The sequence below is a fragment of the Opitutus terrae PB90-1 genome, from assembly GCF_000019965.1.
GTDB lineage: Bacteria > Verrucomicrobiota > Verrucomicrobiia > Opitutales > Opitutaceae > Opitutus > Opitutus terrae.
This window is the reverse complement of sequence record NC_010571.1, coordinates 2594924-2611111: the sequence shown is the minus strand read 5'-3', so window position 1 is coordinate 2611111 and position 16188 is coordinate 2594924. Positions and strand designations below refer to the sequence as shown.

The 16188-nt window shown below is 65.4% G+C and carries 18 protein-coding genes; 15 read left to right on the top strand and 3 right to left on the bottom strand.

The window, feature by feature from the left end:
• The first annotated feature begins 1 nt into the window (after position 1).
• Both OTER_RS10270 and OTER_RS10265 read left to right on the top strand, forming a co-directional pair.
• Entirely contained in the window at positions 2-877 is an 876-nt protein-coding gene (locus OTER_RS10270; RefSeq protein WP_012374851.1) for a carbonic anhydrase, read from the top strand.
• Positions 878-1106: 229 nt separating this feature from the next.
• Complete coding sequence (locus OTER_RS10265) at positions 1107-2087, top strand: acetyl-CoA carboxylase carboxyltransferase subunit alpha (RefSeq protein ID WP_012374850.1); 981 nt, start codon at positions 1107-1109, stop codon at positions 2085-2087.
• Positions 2088-2159: 72 nt separating this feature from the next.
• Here the strand turns inward: OTER_RS10265 and OTER_RS10260 are convergent, their stop codons facing one another.
• Positions 2160-2942, bottom strand: coding sequence for a TIGR00282 family metallophosphoesterase (locus tag OTER_RS10260; protein WP_012374849.1), 783 nt, complete (start codon positions 2940-2942; stop codon positions 2160-2162).
• A gap of 140 nt (positions 2943-3082) precedes the next feature.
• Here OTER_RS10260 and ilvB point away from each other — a divergent pair, with 140 nt between their 5' ends.
• From ilvB to OTER_RS10240, 4 genes are all read left to right on the top strand, one after another.
• Positions 3083-4858 (top strand): biosynthetic-type acetolactate synthase large subunit, encoded by a 1776-nt coding sequence (gene ilvB / locus OTER_RS10255; RefSeq protein ID WP_012374848.1) that lies wholly within the window; start codon positions 3083-3085, stop codon positions 4856-4858.
• Positions 4859-5173: 315 nt separating this feature from the next.
• Positions 5174-5491 (top strand): quaternary ammonium compound efflux SMR transporter SugE, encoded by a 318-nt coding sequence (gene sugE / locus OTER_RS10250; protein WP_012374847.1) that lies wholly within the window; start codon positions 5174-5176, stop codon positions 5489-5491.
• A gap of 48 nt (positions 5492-5539) precedes the next feature.
• On the top strand, positions 5540-6109 hold the full coding sequence (thpR, locus tag OTER_RS10245) for an RNA 2',3'-cyclic phosphodiesterase (RefSeq protein ID WP_012374846.1): 570 nt from the start codon (positions 5540-5542) through the stop codon (positions 6107-6109).
• Positions 6106-6336, top strand: coding sequence for a hypothetical protein (locus OTER_RS10240; protein ID WP_012374845.1), 231 nt, complete (start codon positions 6106-6108; stop codon positions 6334-6336). Before thpR ends, OTER_RS10240 begins: the two co-directional genes overlap by 4 nt.
• Positions 6337-6358: 22 nt before the next feature.
• Here OTER_RS10240 and OTER_RS24055 read toward each other — a convergent pair whose 3' ends face one another.
• Entirely contained in the window at positions 6359-6907 is a 549-nt protein-coding gene (locus OTER_RS24055) for a glycine zipper domain-containing protein (RefSeq protein ID WP_158305411.1), read from the bottom strand.
• A gap of 179 nt (positions 6908-7086) precedes the next feature.
• Between OTER_RS24055 and OTER_RS10230 the strand changes: the two genes are divergently transcribed.
• On the top strand, positions 7087-7593 hold the full coding sequence (locus tag OTER_RS10230) for a hypothetical protein (protein WP_012374843.1): 507 nt from the start codon (positions 7087-7089) through the stop codon (positions 7591-7593).
• Between the two features lie 223 nt (positions 7594-7816).
• The gene (locus tag OTER_RS10225) at positions 7817-8590 is read left to right on the top strand and encodes an SDR family NAD(P)-dependent oxidoreductase (protein WP_012374842.1); all 774 of its coding nucleotides are present in this window, start codon (positions 7817-7819) and stop codon (positions 8588-8590) included.
• Positions 8591-8660: 70 nt separating this feature from the next.
• Here OTER_RS10225 and OTER_RS10220 read toward each other — a convergent pair whose 3' ends face one another.
• Positions 8661-9770, bottom strand: a complete 1110-nt coding sequence (locus OTER_RS10220) for an LptF/LptG family permease (protein WP_012374841.1) — start codon at positions 9768-9770, stop codon at positions 8661-8663.
• Positions 9771-9882: 112 nt separating this feature from the next.
• On the opposite strand from OTER_RS10220, the gene OTER_RS10215 reads away from it, so the two are divergent.
• The 7 genes from OTER_RS10215 (at position 9883) to OTER_RS27050 (ending at position 16178) form a co-directional block, all read left to right on the top strand.
• Positions 9883-11037 (top strand): ABC transporter substrate-binding protein, encoded by a 1155-nt coding sequence (locus OTER_RS10215; RefSeq protein WP_012374840.1) that lies wholly within the window; start codon positions 9883-9885, stop codon positions 11035-11037.
• Between the two features lie 51 nt (positions 11038-11088).
• A complete protein-coding gene (locus tag OTER_RS10210) occupies positions 11089-12213 on the top strand; it encodes an ABC transporter substrate-binding protein (RefSeq protein WP_012374839.1) in 1125 nt (374 codons plus the stop codon).
• A 63-nt stretch (positions 12214-12276) separates the two neighbouring features.
• Positions 12277-12627 (top strand): four helix bundle protein, encoded by a 351-nt coding sequence (locus OTER_RS10205; RefSeq protein ID WP_012374838.1) that lies wholly within the window; start codon positions 12277-12279, stop codon positions 12625-12627.
• 87 nt (positions 12628-12714) lie between these two features.
• Positions 12715-13803: an ABC transporter permease subunit gene (locus tag OTER_RS10200; RefSeq protein ID WP_083767692.1), complete on the top strand. Its 1089-nt coding sequence runs from the start codon at positions 12715-12717 to the stop codon at positions 13801-13803.
• A 148-nt stretch (positions 13804-13951) separates the two neighbouring features.
• Positions 13952-14908, top strand: coding sequence for a branched-chain amino acid ABC transporter permease (locus tag OTER_RS10195; RefSeq protein ID WP_012374836.1), 957 nt, complete (start codon positions 13952-13954; stop codon positions 14906-14908).
• On the top strand, positions 14905-15390 hold the full coding sequence (locus OTER_RS24050; RefSeq protein WP_012374835.1) for a PH domain-containing protein: 486 nt from the start codon (positions 14905-14907) through the stop codon (positions 15388-15390). Before OTER_RS10195 ends, OTER_RS24050 begins: the two co-directional genes overlap by 4 nt.
• Positions 15387-16178, top strand: a complete 792-nt coding sequence (locus OTER_RS27050; protein ID WP_012374834.1) for an ABC transporter ATP-binding protein — start codon at positions 15387-15389, stop codon at positions 16176-16178. Before OTER_RS24050 ends, OTER_RS27050 begins: the two co-directional genes overlap by 4 nt.
• The last annotated feature ends 10 nt before the right edge of the window (positions 16179-16188 follow it).

Genomic DNA, 16188 nt, shown 5'->3' with positions numbered 1-16188 from the left:
TATGCGCCTCTTCGAAGCGATCCTCGCCGCCAATCAACGCTGGCTCAACGGTGAGCGCGGCGCGCGGGTGCCGGCTGAAGTGACGTCGGCCCTGCCGATCGCGGCGCTCACCTGCATCGACGCGCGACTCAACCACCTTTTGCCCGACGTGCTCGGCGTGCCCGAAGAGCAGTTCATCTGGCTGCGCAACGCCGGCGCGATCATCACCGGTCCCCTCAGCAGCACGATGCGCTCGCTCGCGCTTGCCTGCGCCGTCAAGGGGGCCAGGGAGATCGCGATCATCGGCCACACCGACTGCCTCGTCGGCCACACCACCACCCTGCAGTTACTCGACCGGCTCGCGGCACTCGGCGTCGATCGCAGCCGCCTCCCGCCCAACCTGGTGGAGTATTTCGGTCTCTTCGCCACCGAGCGCCAGAACGTGCTGCGCGGCGTCGAATGCGTACGCGCCAGTCCGCTCATCGGCCCGAAGATCGTGGTGCACGGACTGCTGCTCGACGTAAAAACGGGCGGGCTCGAATGGGTGGCCAACGGCTACACCGCACCCGAACCCACCGTGGCGGGCACGGCCGGCGAGCTGTTCGCGCGCGCGGACCAGACGCTCGAAACCCTCGGGCAGATCGGCAACTTCGCCACGTCCGAACTGAAGCTGCCCGAAACCAGGATCGGCGAATTCGTCTCGACCGCGCGAGACTGGCTGCACCAGGCCGAACACGTCGCCGCCGCGCTCGCGCCTGCCGCACCAGAGCCGGCTGCTCCTCCGCCGCCGCCCGCGGCCATCCCTCCGCCCTATCTCCACGACGCGGGCACGAGTTTCTCCGAGTTGGTCCGCAAACGCCTGCGGCAGCGCAAGACCGAGTCCAACCGGCAGCACTGATCCGCAGGTGGAACCCGCCGTCCCCGCGGGCGAGCTGATGGGGACGCGACGCCCTCGTCGCGTCGTGGTGGCAGCCGCGACGAGGGCGTCGCGGCACCAGTGTAGCCGGGGTCGTCGACCCCGGCCCCGGGCTCCACGAGCCCGGCTACATCATAAACCACATCCAACGCCCCGCCCACCCGCGCCGCCGGTTGACAGGGTTCGCCCCCGCTCCGTAATTTCCCCGCCTATGGACAAGCCCGCCTATGTGCTGGAGTTCGAAAAACCGTTGCGGGACCTCGCGCGGGAATTCGACGCGCTCCACCAAAAATCGCTCGAGCAGAAGGTGAATCTCTCGGCCGAGCTGGCGGCGATCGAGAAGCGCATCGGCGATGCGCAGCGGGAGATCTATACCAACCTGACGCCGTGGCAACGGGTGCAGATTGCGCGTCACCCAAAGCGCCCCTACGCGCTCGATTACGTTCAGCTGATCTTTGAGCAGTTCCAGGAGCTGCATGGCGATCGCCAGTACAACGACGACCGCGCGCTGGTCGGTGGCACTGCGTTTTTCGAAGGCGAGTCGGTGATGATCATCGCCCAGCAGAAGGGCCGCGACACCAAGGAAAACATCCTGCGCAATTTCGGCATGCCTCAGCCGGAGGGCTACCGGAAGGCGCTCCGCCTGATGCGCCTCGCGGAAAAGTTCGGCCTGCCGGTGATCACGTTCATCGACACGCCCGGAGCGTATCCCGGCGTCGAATCGGAGGCGCGGCACGTGTCCGAGGCGATCGCGGTGAACCTGCGCGAGATGGCATTGCTGCGTGTCCCCTCGATCGCGGTGGTCGTGGGCGAAGGCGGCTCCGGCGGCGCGCTCGGCATCGGCGTCACCGATCGCGTGCTGATTTTCGAGAACAGCTACTACTCCGTCATCTCCCCGGAAGGCTGCGCCGCTATTCTCTGGAAGGATCGCGCCGCCGCCCCGCTCGCCGCCGAGGCGCTCAAGCTGAATGCCGCCAAGCTCAAGGAACTCGGCGTCATCGACGAAGTGATCCCCGAGCCGATGGGCGGCGCGCACAACGGTGTCGCCGTCGCCGCCGCCGCATTGAAAACGTCGCTGCAGCGTCATCTCGGCGAACTGCGTCAACTGCCAGGCGACCAGCTGCTCGACACCCGCTACCAACGCTACCGGCACCTCGGCGTGTTCGAGGAAGCCGGCGTGGCGCACGTATAGCGCCGCCGCAGCGCGGCGGTTCGAGCCTTCGGGCTTCGTGTTGATTTCGAATTTCGCGCTTCGTCCTTCGGATCATCCTCTCACCGTCAGCAGCTCGATCTTCTCCGCGGCCGCCCTCGAGGCGCCGATCTCGATGAGCGCACCGGAGAGCCGCACATCTTCCGTCGCGATCTCAAACCGCCGCGGCATGCCGTCGACGAATTTCGCCACGACTGGATCGATCTGCCGGCCCAGCACGCCGCGATAGCCGCCGGTCATCCCAACGTCGCAAATGAAAGCCGTGCCTTTCGGCAGGATGCACGCATCAGCGGTCGGCACGTGCGTGTGCGTTCCGAGCACCGCGGTGACGCGGCCGTCGAGATACCAGCCCAGCGCCTGCTTCTCCGAAGTCGCCTCGGCGTGGATCTCGACGACGATCGCGTCCGCCTGCGCGCGCAACTGCTCGATCATCCGGTCGGCGGTGAGGAACGGGCAGTCCGCCTTGATGCCCATGAACTGCCGCCCGAGCACGGTGAACACCGCGACGCGAAAGCCGCGCGCTTCCACGATCAGGTGATCCCAGCCGGGATTGGCGCGCGGCAGATTCGCCGGCCGGCAGACCCGTTCGATCTGCGTGATCTCCGATTCCCAGCCGCGCTGGTCCCACACGTGATCGCCCAGCGTGATCGCGTCGATGCCGGCCTCCAGCAGCGAGCGCGCGATAGCCCCCGTGATGCCCGCCCCCGCGGCGGAGTTTTCCGCGTTGGCGACGACGAAGTCGATGCCGTGCTCGATCCGGATCCGGCGCATCCGCTCGTTCACGAAATCCCGCCCCGGCCGGCCCACGATGTCCCCGACAAAAAGCAACTTCAGCATGCACGATGCGTGAACCTCCCGGAAGGGACGCTCAACATCGAAGTTCCCCGTGGTTCGCCACCTGTCCTAACCGATCCGCAGGCTTGCCAGCCCCCCTCGCGCGGTTTCTCCTGCTCGCCTTTGCGCCACCTTTCCTGCCTATGAAATCCACGACCTCACCGACTGCATTTCCGCAACCCGAAATCGGCCGCGAAATGAAAGGCGCCGAAGCGGTGGTCGAGTGCCTGATTCGCGAGGGGGTCGACGTCATCTTCGCCTATCCCGGCGGCGCTTCGCAGGAGCTGCACCAGGCGCTCGCGCGCACGGAGAAGATCCGCACCATCCTGCCGCGGCACGAGCAAGGCGGCGCGTTTGCCGCCGGCGGCTACGCCCGCGCCACGGGCAAGGTCGGCGTGTGCATGGCCACCAGTGGCCCGGGCGCGACCAACCTCGTCTCCGGGATCGCGGACGCATTCATGGACTCCATCCCGCTGGTGGCGATCACCGGCCAGGTGTATTCGAAATACATCGGGAAAATGGCGTTCCAGGAGACCGACATCTACGGGATGACGCTGCCGGTCGTGAAGCACTCCTACCTGGTGATGAACGTCCAGGATCTGCCGCGCGTCTTCAAGGAAGCGTTCCAGCTCGCCCGCAGCGGCCGGCCCGGCCCGGTGCTCATCGATCTGCCGAAGGACGTGCAGCAGACCCGGTTCACGCCGGTGTTTCCGCCCGCGATCGAGTTTCGCAACAGCTACGCCTCCGGCGCACAGCACGCCACGGATGAGCAGCTCAAGCAGGTGCTCGGGCTCGTCGCTGAGGCGAAGCGCCCGGTGCTCTACGTGGGCGGCGGCATCATTTCCGCCAACGCCCACGCCGAACTGAAGGCCTTCGCGGAAAAGACCAACATTCCCGTCGCCACCACGCTGATGGGCGTCGGCGCCTTCCCGGAAACGCATCCGCTCTCGATGCAGTGGTTCGGCATGCACGGCTCGGCCTACGGCAACTGGGCCGTCGACGAGGCGGATCTCGTCCTCTGCTTCGGCGCGCGGTTCGACGACCGAATCACGGGCGACACGAGCAAGTTCGCCGGCGGCGCGAAGATCGTGCACATCGATATCGACGCGTCCGAGCACAACAAGAACAAGCGTGTACACCTGCCGATCGTCAGCGACATCAAGTTTGCGTTGACGCGACTAAACGAGCTCGCCGTCGCGAATCGGTTCACGGCGCCGGATACCGCCGCGTGGCACGCGCAGATCACGAAATGGAAGAAGGAGCACCCGTTCCGCTTCGAGGCCAGCAAGCACATCGTCCCGCAGGAGGCGGTCGCCGCGCTTTACGAGCTGACCAAGGGTGACGCGGTCATCGTGACCGGCGTCGGCCAGCACCAGATGTGGGCCGCGCAATTTTACCGCTTCGACCAGCCGCGCCACTACATCAGTTCGCTCGGGCTCGGTGCGATGGGCTTCGGTTATCCCGCCGCGCTCGGCGCGAAGGTCGCGCGGCCGGACAAGCAGGTGGTTGATATCGACGGCGACGGCTCGTTCCTGATGAACATCCAGGAACTCGCCACCGCGAAGATCGAAAAGATTCACGCGAAGGCGATGATCCTGAACAACCAGCACCTCGGCATGGTGGTGCAGTGGGAGGATCGGTTCTACGGCAGCGTGCGCGGCAACACGATTCTCGGCGATGAGACGAACGTCGGTAGTCCCGACAACCTCGGCGGGCTCTATCCCAATTTCGTTCAGATCGCCGAAGGTTTCGGCGTCAAGGGTCGCCGCGTGCACCTGAAGAGCGACCTCAAGCCGGCGATTCAAGAGATGCTCGACCACGACGGACCGTATGTCCTCGACGTGATTGTCCCCTACACCGAACACGTGCTGCCGATGATTCCGGCGGGCAAGACGGTGAAGGACATGTTGCTGAAGTAGCGGGGAACGCGCCCGAGTGCGGCTACGTGGGAGCGCGGCCGTCCTCGGCCGCTCTTTACACTGAAACGCGGGCAAGATGCCCGCGCTCCCAGCGAGCCGCCTCGCCGTCGCATCCCGCTTCGTGTAGCCGGGGTCGCCGACCCCAGCGCCGGGCTCAACGAGCCCGGCTACAACGCGACCGAAGTCCCGCTCTCCTGCCACGACAAGGGCGTCGCGGCTCCATGGCTTGTGTAACCACGCTCAACGCGCCCGACTACAGCGCGACAGCGAAACCTCGCGCTGGCGGCACACCGACAAAATCTCCACCTTCCTTCCATGCATTGGTTTTTCCTCTTCGTCGCCGCGGCGTTCGAAATCGTCTGGGCTAGCGGGCTGAAGGCGACCGATGGCTTTAGCCGGCTCTGGCCCAGCGTGATCGTCCTCGCCGCCATGGCGGTGAGCATGGGGCTGCTCGCCCTCGCGGCGCGCGGACTGCCGATCGGCACCGCGTACGCCGTGTGGACGGGTATCGGCGCGGCAGGCACAGCGATCTACGGCATTGTACGACTCGGCGAGGATGTTTCGGTCAGCCGGCTCGTCTGCCTCGGCTTGATCGTCGTGGGCGTGGTCGGTTTGAAGCTGCTCGCGAAATAGCCGTCGTGCGTGCTTGCGACCCGCTCCGTCCGTGCCTCCCTATCGAGCATGGACACGCAGCGCCTGTTCATCGCCGTTCCGCTGCCGCCAGCCGTACGGGATCTCGTCGCCTCGCTCACCGTCCCCCTGCGCGAAGTGCGCTGGACCCGCGATGAACAGCTGCACCTGACGCTCCGATTTCTCGGCGACACCCCGGTCGAACAGATCGATCCGCTCTGCGCGCGGCTCGCTGCCATTCAGGTCGAACCGTTTCTGCTCCCGGTCGAACGCGTCGGCGCATTTCCGCCCAAAGCATCGCCGCGCGTGATCTGGGTCGGCGTCGGCTCGGGCCATCCACGGCTGCATCAGTTGCGCCAGAAAATCGACGACGCCGTGCTCGCGTGCGGGCTGGACGCGGATCTGCGCACGTTTCATCCGCACATCACGCTGGGTCGCTGTCAGGACGGCGCACGCAACGGCGTCCAGCAATGGCTGCGGCACCACGCCGATTTCGCCGGCCCTTCGTTTCGGGTGGACGCCTTCGAGCTCTACGCGAGCGAACTCCATTCCGCCGGAGCCATCCACCACCTGCGGCAACGCTTCCCGCTCGGCTCCGGTTCCACCCCGCCCGCCCCATGATCGTGATTCGTCGACTCGTCGACCGGCGGCGATCCTATACCGGAATTTTTCTACCCGGCGTGCCGCCGAAAATTTTCCCGACGAGCGACCAGGAGCACGCGCGCATCCTGCAAATCTACAAACAGGATCGCGCCCACCCCGGCATCCTGAACGACTTCACGGATTACGGCCTCAACGCCACGGAACTCCGCCCGGGGAAAATGAAAACCCCGCCGCAGCGGGGTTGAGTTCTGAGGTCAATCGGCCGGTTCAACGCCGGTGGTGCCGATCGTTTCCTCGCCAGCCCCGGTTGTCGCCGCGATGCGGACCATAGTGGCCGCGGGAACTCCAGTGATGACCCCGCGGGGCGGGACGGGAATAATGGTAGTGGCCATACCCCCAGCGCGGGTAGCCATAGCCCCAGCCCGTCGAGAAATGCACGATCGGCCGCCCGATTACCACGGTCCGCGGATAGGGATCGACGTAAACGACCTGCGGCGCGGGCTGGTTCACATAGACGACCGCCGGCGCCGGCGCGCCCACCACCGGGGCGTTCGGCACCACGGCGACCGGCGCGATCACATTCGAGTGATAAACCACCGGCTGCGACTGCTCGACGGCCGCGCCCACCAGCGCTCCCGCTGCGGCTCCGATGAGGGCGCCTTCCGCCCAATGATCGTTGTTGTGCCCGCCGATCAGCGCACCAGCGACCGCGCCCACCACCGTCGTGTCACGCACGATGGAAGGGCGGTAATACTGCGCACTTGCTGCGCTCACGCCGGCCACGGCCACGGAAAGGGTAACAAGGAGCGTTTTCATTTGGTCCATAAGACGCCGGTCTGGGGAAAAGGTTTACACTTTCTCGCGTGCTCGCGCATCTCGGCTTCTCTCCGCGACCTGCATCGTTTCGTCGCACCGGCGTTGCGGTTGAACGCGCGTTTTCGTGGGTTCGTCGCCGTGGCATTGGCGACACCGGGCAAACCGGTTCAACTTCCCCTGTGAAAAAAATCGAGATCAGCGAGCAAGTTTACGATGCGCTGCAGAATCTCGCCACCGGATTTCATCGCACGCCCGATGAGGTGCTCGCGTCGCTCCTCAACCTTCCCGAGTCCGCGCCCGATGCCGCCGAGCCCATCGCAGCGTTCATCACCAGCGTCGAGTTCCGCTCCAAGTTCACCGACGCGGAGAAATATCTCGCGCTGCTCGGGTGGCTCGCAACCAAGCACCCCGCAGATTTTGGTGAGTTCATCCGCAGTCTGGAGGGCGGCCGGAAATACCTCGGACTGAGCCGCGAGGAGATCCTCGAGACCTGCCGGCACAACCAGGCCCGGCAGATCGACGGCACGTGTTATTGGGCGATCATGAACATCGACACGGCCACCAAGCGCCGCTTCCTGGCGCGGGTGATGGAGTTTGTCGGCTATCGCGAAGCGGCGATCGAGTTCGCCTGCGCCGCCATCGGCATGCGCCGCCCCGCGCGCCACGGCCGCTTGTTTCAAAACTAAAAGGCTAGAGCTGAAGGCGAGTCAGTGGGTGGTTTTTGCGGGTGGGGAGTAGGCTCATGCCGAGGCGCTGCCGGGTCACCGGCTGGCTACAGCCCGGCTCTAGCCTGCAGGTCCAACCGCTGGTCGGGTGCCCACGCACACCGCCGATCCAAACCCACCGCCACAGCCGGTCCGCCGCGATTATCCGATTGCCGGGCTGGCCCCCCTGTCGCCGAGTGGACCCATGAACTCTCTGCGTGCTTTGGTGACCGGCGGATCGCGCGGCATTGGTCGCGCGATCGCGCAGCAACTCGCGGCCCGCAGCTGCCGCGTAGCGGTTCACTACCGCGACAACCACACAGCCGCCGAAGCCACGCTCGCCAGCCTCGCCGGTCAGGGGCACATCGCACTCGCCGCCGACATTGGCTGCGAGGCCGACGCCGAGCGGCTCTGGAACGAATCCGTGGGTGCACTCGGCGGCATCGATATTCTCGTCAACAATGCCGGGGTCTTTGCGCCACATCCGCCGCTCACCACGGACCTTACCGCCTGGCAGGACAGTTGGCGTCGCACGCTGTCGACCAATCTCATGGGCCCCGCGACTCTCTCCTATCTCGCCGCCCGCGCGATGGCCGGACGCGAGTTGTTCGAGCCGCGATTCGGTCGTGGCCGCATCGTCAACGTTTCCTCCCGCGGCGCCTTTCGCGGGGAGCCCAAGTCGCCCGCCTACGGCGCGAGCAAAGCCGGGCTCAACGCTCTCAGCCAGTCGCTCGCGAAGGCGCTCGCGCCCCAAGCGGTCTATGTCTACTGCCTCGCACCGGGCTGGGTGGAGACCGACATGGCCGCCGACCATCTCACCGGACCCGATGGCGAGGCGATTCTCGCCGACCATCCGCTCGGTCGCGTCGCCACTGTCGAGGAAATCGCCCGCACCGCCGCGTTCTGCGCACTCGATGCGCCCGCGGCCATGACTGGCTGCATCGTCGATATCAACGGCGCCTCCTACCTTCGCACGTAGCGGTCAATAAAACGGAAACCGCCCGGACGCCGGCGCCACGCCGCAGGATCGTCCAACTCACAGGGCTTGCTCAGCGCAGCCGCACGAAAAACCAGCCGGCGACGAGCGCCATGCCGATGTTCGGCACCCACGCCGCGGTCATCGGATCAACCAGCTGTTTCGCCGCGAGCGCCGAGGCGATGTTCGAGAAGATGTAGTAGAGCATAAACAACCCGATCGATTTCGAGACGCCGATCGCCGCGTTCACGCGCACGCCGGTGACGGCGAACGGAATCGCGATCGCGATCACGATCAGCGGCGCCAGCGTGTCCGCCACCAGCCCGAAATAGCGCACGGCATAAGGCGTTCCCTTCGGATTCTCCTCAATCGCGTAATAGTCGATCAGCCGGCGCAACTGCGGCAGCGATAGATCGGTCGGCTTGCGGTCAATCAGCAGCATCAGCTTCGGATCTTCGCGGAACTGCGCTTCGACCCGCTCGGTAAAGGGCACCGTCGATTCCAGTTCACCGGTGTCGGGGCGGAACGTCAGCTCGCGACCGTTGCGGAATGTCCAGCCCCGCTCCGCTTCGAACCACGCCTGCTCCGCCACGATCCGCTGCAGCTCGCGGCGGTGCTCGTCCATGATCGAGACGGTCACGCCGTAGGCCTTCTGCGTCCACTTGCTATACCGGTTGAAAAACCACATCCGGTCCGCGCGCGGGTTGTCGAAGCCCACGCTGTAGACCGCGCTCACGCGGTCGGGCGGCATCAGGTTCGATTCCTTGCGGAAACGCATCGTGTCCCGCAGCGCCGCCGATTCGTCCACCGACCAGGGCACCACCGTCGTGTTCAACCACCAGGAAAGCCCGCAGGCGAACATACCGACGATCCAGACCGGTGCGGTGATCCGCAGCAGGCTCACGCCCGCGGCACGCAGCGCCGTGAATTCGTTCGCGCGATGCAGCTTGCCCAGCACGAACATCAACGAGACCAGCAGCGCCAGCGGCAACACGAGCGCGAGATACATCGGCACGGTCACGAAGAGATACATCCACAGGTCGAGTCCGCGGGCGCCGAGTTCCCGCAAATCGCGGAAGTCGTCGTAGAGCACTTGCACGAGCAGCAGCCCCACGGTCGCGCAGAGCACGAGTCCGAGGATCGCCAGCCATTCCCGCAGCAGATGCCGGTCGTAGAGGTTCAAGAGGTCCTCGCCATGCGAGAACCTAAGTGGATCTTTGGCGACGCAAAAAAACCTTGGTTGAAAACCCGCTGCGCCTCGCGTTGTGTGCGGCGTTCGTCGCCCTTTCTCGTCCATGCCCCCCTCCTTTTTGCGCCCGTTGTTCTGCAGCCTCGCCGCGGCCGCTCTCATCGCCACCGCGCGAGCCGAAGCCGAGCCGATCAAAATCGGCGAATACGCCTCGCTGACCGGCAAGGAGGCCAGCCTCGGCCAGTCCTCGCACCAAGGCACCGTCCTCGCGGTCGAAACCATCAACGCCGCCGGCGGCGTGCTCGGCCGTCCGCTCCAGCTCATCACCGAGGATACGCAGTCGAAGGCCGGCGAGAGCGGCACCGCCGTCCGCAAGCTCATTTCGCGCGACAAGGTCGTCGCGATCCTCGGCGAGGTGGCCTCGAGCCGTTCGCTCGAAGGCGCGCCGATCTGCCAGCGGCTCAAGGTCCCGATGGTCACGCCGGCTTCGACCAACCCCAAGGTCACCGAAACCGGCGATTACATTTTCCGCGTCTGCTTCATCGATCCGTTTCAAGGACCCGTGATGGCGAAGTTCGCGCTCGAGACGCTCAAGGCCAAACGGCTCGGACTGATGGTCAGCGCCTCCTCCGCCTACAGCGTCGGTCTCGCCAAATACTTCAAGGAAGCCATCGTCGCCGGCGGCGGGACGATTGTGGCGGAGCAGCGCTATCAGGAGGGCGACAAGGATTTCAAGGCGCAGCTCACGGCGATCCGCGCCGCGGGCGTCGACGCGATTTTCAATCCCGGCTACTACAACGAAGGCGCGTTGATGGTGAAACAGGCGCGCGATCTCGGGATCACCGTGCCGATGTTCGGCGCCGACAGCTGGGAAGCCGAGGCGCTGATCGAGCTCGGCGGCAAGGCCGTGGAGGGCGTCTTCCTCTGCTCGCACTATACGCCGACCGATCCGGCGCCGCGCGTGCAGGACTTTGTCCGCGCTTACCGCCAGCGCTGGGGCGCCGGCTACGCCCCGGACTCCAACGCGTCGCTCGGCTACGATTCGGTGCTCGTGTTGGCCGACGCCATCCGCCGCGCCGGCTCCGCCGAGCCCAAGGCGATCCGCGACGCGCTGGCCCAGACTCGGAACTTCGAAGCGGTCACGGGCACGATCACGATCGACAAGAACCGCGACGCTTCGAAGAGCGCCGTCGTCATCACGGTCAAGCACGGCCAGTTCCAGTATGTCCAGACCATGGAGCGGGCGCCGCTCGCGCCGTGAGATTCGCACGCCGCGCCCATTTTCCCCTGTGCTCCTGAACCGCCCTTTCCCATGAAGCTCCCCCGCCTTCTTTTGGTTTCAGCGTTCACGTTCTGCTCGCTCAGTGCTTGGGCCGCCGAGCCGATCAAGGTCGGCGAATACGCTTCGCTCACCGGCAAGGAGGCCAGTTTCGGCCAGTCCTCGCACAAGGGCATCGTGCTCGCGATCGAGGAGATCAACGCCGCCGGCGGCGTGCTCGACCGCCCGCTCGAGCTGATCAGCGAGGACAACCAGACCCGGCCTGGCGAGTCCGCCACGGTGGTGAAAAAGCTGATCGCCCGCGACAAGGTCATCGCGCTGCTCGGTGAAGTCGCCTCGGGTCGCGCCCTCGAAGCGGCGCCGCTCGCGCAGGCGTACCGCATTCCGATGATCGCACCTGCGGCCACGAATCCGAAAGTCACGCAAACGGGCAGCTACGTCTTCCGCGTGTGTTTCATCGATCCGTTCCAAGGCACCGTGATGGCCAAGTTCGCGCATGAGGACCTGAAAGCGCGGAAAGTCGCGATCCTCTCCAGCGTCTCCAACGCCTACAGCGTCGGCTTGGCGAAATTTTTCCGCGACACGTTCACCGCCGCCGGCGGCGAGGTCGCGATCGAGCAGAAGTATCAGGAAGGCGACAAGGACTTCCGCGCGCAGCTCACGGCGATCAAGGCCGCCAACGTCGATGTCGTTTTCGTCCCGGGCTACTACACCGAAGCGGCGCTGATCGTCCGGCAGGCGCGGGAGCTCGGGCTGCAGATTCCATTCATCGGCGGTGACGGCTGGGTCGCCGACCAACTCCTCGAGATCGGCGGCGACGCGCTGAACGGCTGCTATTACTCGACCCATTTCTCGCCGGAGAACCAGGATCCCAAGGTGCAGGCGTTCGTGCAGCGGTTCAGGCAGCGCTGGGGCGCGGAGAACCCGGACGCCTTCGCAGCGCTGGGCTACGACGCCGCCTACGTACTGGTCGATGCGCTCCGGCGCGCCGGCAGCACGGCTGGACCCAAGCTGCGGGACGCACTCGCGGCGACGAAGAATTTCGCCGGGATCACCGGCGTGACGACGATCGACCAGAACCGCGACGCCTCGAAGCCGGCCGCGATCATCGCCATCCGCGACGGCAAGCTCACGTTCCATAAGACCGTCGCGCCGTAGGCGGCGCGAAGCGCCGCCGAGTTGAGAGTTGAGAGTTGAGAGTTGAGAGCCAAACCTGCGAGCATGTTCAACTTCGAACGGCTCGAGGTGTGGCAGAAGTCGATCAATTACGCCGGAACGGTGTACGCTTTCACACAAGGTTTTCCGCGTTCGGAGCTGTTTGGCCTCACCAACCAGATTCGTCGCGCGGCAAACTCCGTCTCTTCCAATATTGCTGAAGGCTCCGCGCGTCCTCGGGCCGACTACGCGAAATTCGTCGGCTACGCCGCCGGTTCGCTCTACGAAACCGTCACTCAGGCAACAATTGCCCGCAACGAGGGTTTCCTCACGACAGAAGACTACCAGAAGCTCTACGCGTTGGCCGAAGAGATCTCCCGCATGCTGAGCGGCCTGCGCGGCTCCCTCGGCGGCTGATCTGCGTCTTGCGCTCGACCCAGAGGCCTCAACGCTCAGCGTTCCCGTCTCTCAACTCTCAGCCCTCAACTCTCAACTTCGCCTCCCCTGTCCGAATTCCTCCAACAACTGCTGAACGGGCTGTCGCTCGGGGCGATCTATGCGCTGATCGCGCTGGGCTACACCATGGTCTACGGCGTGCTGCGGTTCATCAATTTCGCGCATTCCGACGTCTTCATGGTCGGCGCGTTCATCGGCTACTACCTCGGCCACCTCCTTCCTGAAGGCACGATGTGGGGCGGATTCATCGTGCTCGCAGTCGCGATGGCCGGCTGCGCCTTGCTCGGCATGCGGATCGAGCGCACCGCCTACCGTCCGCTGCGCGTGCCGACGGAATTCAATCTGGTCACGTTGCTCGGCGCGCTCGGCGGCGGCGGCGCCGTATTCTATTTCACGCGCGGGTTGACCGACCCGAGCTACGGTTCGGCGTTGCGGCTGCTGCTGTGCTGGGGCGCAGCGGAAGCCGGCGCCTGGCTGATCGATCGCACGGGCTGGAAACTCATCCTCCAACGCACCGCTGGCGGCGCCCCCACACTGAACGTCCTCATCACCGCGATCGGCGTGTCGCTGCTGCTCGAATTCAGCGGTCAGCTCATCTTTGGCGCCGCGCCGCGCACGTTTCCGCAGGTGTTCCCCTCGGCCAACTTTCACCTGGGCGAACTGACCATCTCGACCAACCAGCTGTTCGTGATGGGCGTCGCGTGCGTGTTGATGGTCCTGCTGCAGTTCATCGTTTTTCGGACCAAGATCGGCACCGCCATGCGCGCGGTTTCGCTCAACCCCGCGGCCGCCGAACTGGTCGGCGTGAACAACAACGTCGTCGTCGCGTTCACCTTCGCGCTCGGCTCCGCGCTCGCCGGCGCCGGCGGCGTGCTCTACGCGCTGAACTATCCGTCGATCGATCCGTTGATGGGCGTGATGCCGGGACTGAAGGCCTTCGTCGCCGCGATTCTCGGCGGAATCGGCAACATTCCGGGCGCGGCGCTTGGCGGACTCCTGCTCGGCACCGTCGAGACATTCATCGGCGGCAGCCAGTGGTCCACCTACAAGGACGCGATCGCGTTCGCCGTGCTGATCGTGATCCTGCTCTTCCGTCCCGCCGGCCTGCTGGGCAAGTTCACCGTGGAGAAGGTATGAGCAGGACGTTGAGAGTTGAGAGTTCAGGGTTGAGTGACGGCACGCAAGCGTCAGCTGGCACCAGACGCCGTCGCGCAGCATCGCTCGCTCAGGCGATCGCTCCTCTCAACCCTCAACTCTCAACCCTCAACTAGTCCGCCCGTCCCCCATGCCCAAGCCTCACCTCGCACTCCTGGCCGGCCTGCTCGTGGCTTTCGGCGTCCACTTTTTCTCGGACCACATCGACCCGTATCACCTCGACGTACTGATCGGCGTCGGGATCAACATCATCCTCGCCGTCTCGCTCAATCTGGTGAACGGCTACACCGGCCAGTTCTCGCTGGGCCACGCCGGGTTCATGTCGGTCGGCGCGTATCTCGCTGCCGCCGTGACGCTCTTCCTCGGCCCGCGACTGCTCGGCGAGGACGGCGGCACGCTCTGGCAGCAGAGCCTGCTCTTCCTCGGCGCGCTGATCGTCGGCGGGCTGGCCGCCGCCTTCACCGGCCTGCTCGTCGGCGTGCCCTCTCTGCGACTGCGAGGCGACTACCTCGCGCTCGTCACGCTCGGCTTCGGCGAGATCATCCGCGTCGTGTTCCAGAACGTGGAAGTACTCGGCGGTGCGCTCGGGCTCAACGGCATCCCGCCCTACACGACCATTTTCTGGGTGCTCGCGTTCGTCGCGATCACCCTCTTCGTGGTGGCCTGCCTGGTCACCTCCACCTATGGCCGCGGATTCCTCGCGACGCATGACGACGAGGTCGCCGCCGAGGCGGTCGGACTCAACACCACGCGCTACAAGATCGTCGCGTTCGTGGTCGGCGCGTTCTTCGCCGGCATCGCCGGCGGACTCTACGGCCATTTCAAGATGACCATCACGCCGACCGGTTTCGATTTCACCAAGAGCATCGAGATCGTGGTGATGGTGATTCTCGGCGGCATGGGCAACACGCTCGGCGTCGTGCTCGCCGCGGCGCTGCTGACGCTGCTGCCGGAGGTGCTCCGGCCCGTCGCGGAATACCGGATGGTCATCTACTCGTTTCTCCTGATCGTGCTGATGCTGGCGCGCCCGCAGGGGTTGTTTAACCTTCGCTACTCTCTCGGCCGCAGAAACAAAACCGCCCCATGAACGAGGAAGAAACCGTGATCTGGCAGGGCTCGCCGTCGCAGTGGACCAACTTCGGCGCGTATGTGTTCTGGCTCGTCGTCACCGCCGCGATCGTCGCCGCCTATTTTTTTACCGCCGCCGGTCCGCTCGTGCTGCTCGCGCTGGCCGTACCGGTGCTCGCGCTTTTCATCCGCTGGCTGCAAACGCGCTATCACGTCTACGAGATCACCACGCAGCGAATCCGCACGCGCGCGGGCATCCTTTCGCGCCACACCACCGAGCTCGAACTCTACCGCGTCCGCGACTACGCGCTCGTCGAGCCGTTCTGGCTCCGCCTGGTCGGTCGCGGCCACCTCGTGCTCGAAACCGCCGATCGCTCGAACGAACAGGTGGTGCTTCGCGCGGTCCCGCGGGTGGCGTGGTTGAAAGACCAGGTGCGCACCCACACCGAACGGATGCGCCAGGCGCGCGGCGTGCGCGATCTCGAGATCAACTCGCCGTGACCGCACCGCTGCTCCAGCTCGACAAGGCCACGATCCGGTTCGGCGGACTCACCGCCGTCAACGCCGTGGACTTCGTCGTCGGCGAGAACGAACTCGTCGGCCTCATCGGTCCGAACGGCGCCGGCAAAACCACGGTGTTCAATCTCATCACCGGCGTTTACCAGCCGACCGACGGCGCCGTGCGGTTTCGCGGCCGCGATCTCGCCGGGCTGAAAGTCCATGACATCGTCGCCCGCGGCATCGCCCGCACGTTCCAGAACATCCGACTTTTTGGCAGCCTCTCGGTCTTCGACAACGTCCGCGCCGCGTGCAATCTCCACCGGCGCACCGGGCCGCTGCACACGCTGCTCCGGCTCCGCGCGTTTACCGAGGACGAGGCGGCCATCACCCGCCGCACGGAAGAGCTGCTGGAGATTTTCAACCTGCGGCGCTTTCGCGATGCGCCAGCGCAGTCGCTCCCCTACGGCGAGCAGCGCCGGCTCGAAATCGTCCGCGGCCTGGCCACGAAACCAAAACTGCTGCTGCTCGACGAACCCGCCGCCGGCATGAACCCGACGGAAAAGGTCGAGCTCATCCGGCTGATCCAGCGCATCCAAAAAGAATTCGCGCTCTCGATCCTGCTCGTCGAGCACTCCATGAAGGTCGTCATGGGCGTGTGCCAGCGCATCGCCGTGCTCGACTACGGCATCAAGATCGCCGAGGGCGATCCCGCCGCGATCCAGTCGGATCCAAAGGTGATCGAAGCCTACCTCGGCGAGGAGCACCAGCGTTCGCTGACGCACCACTGACGACATAATT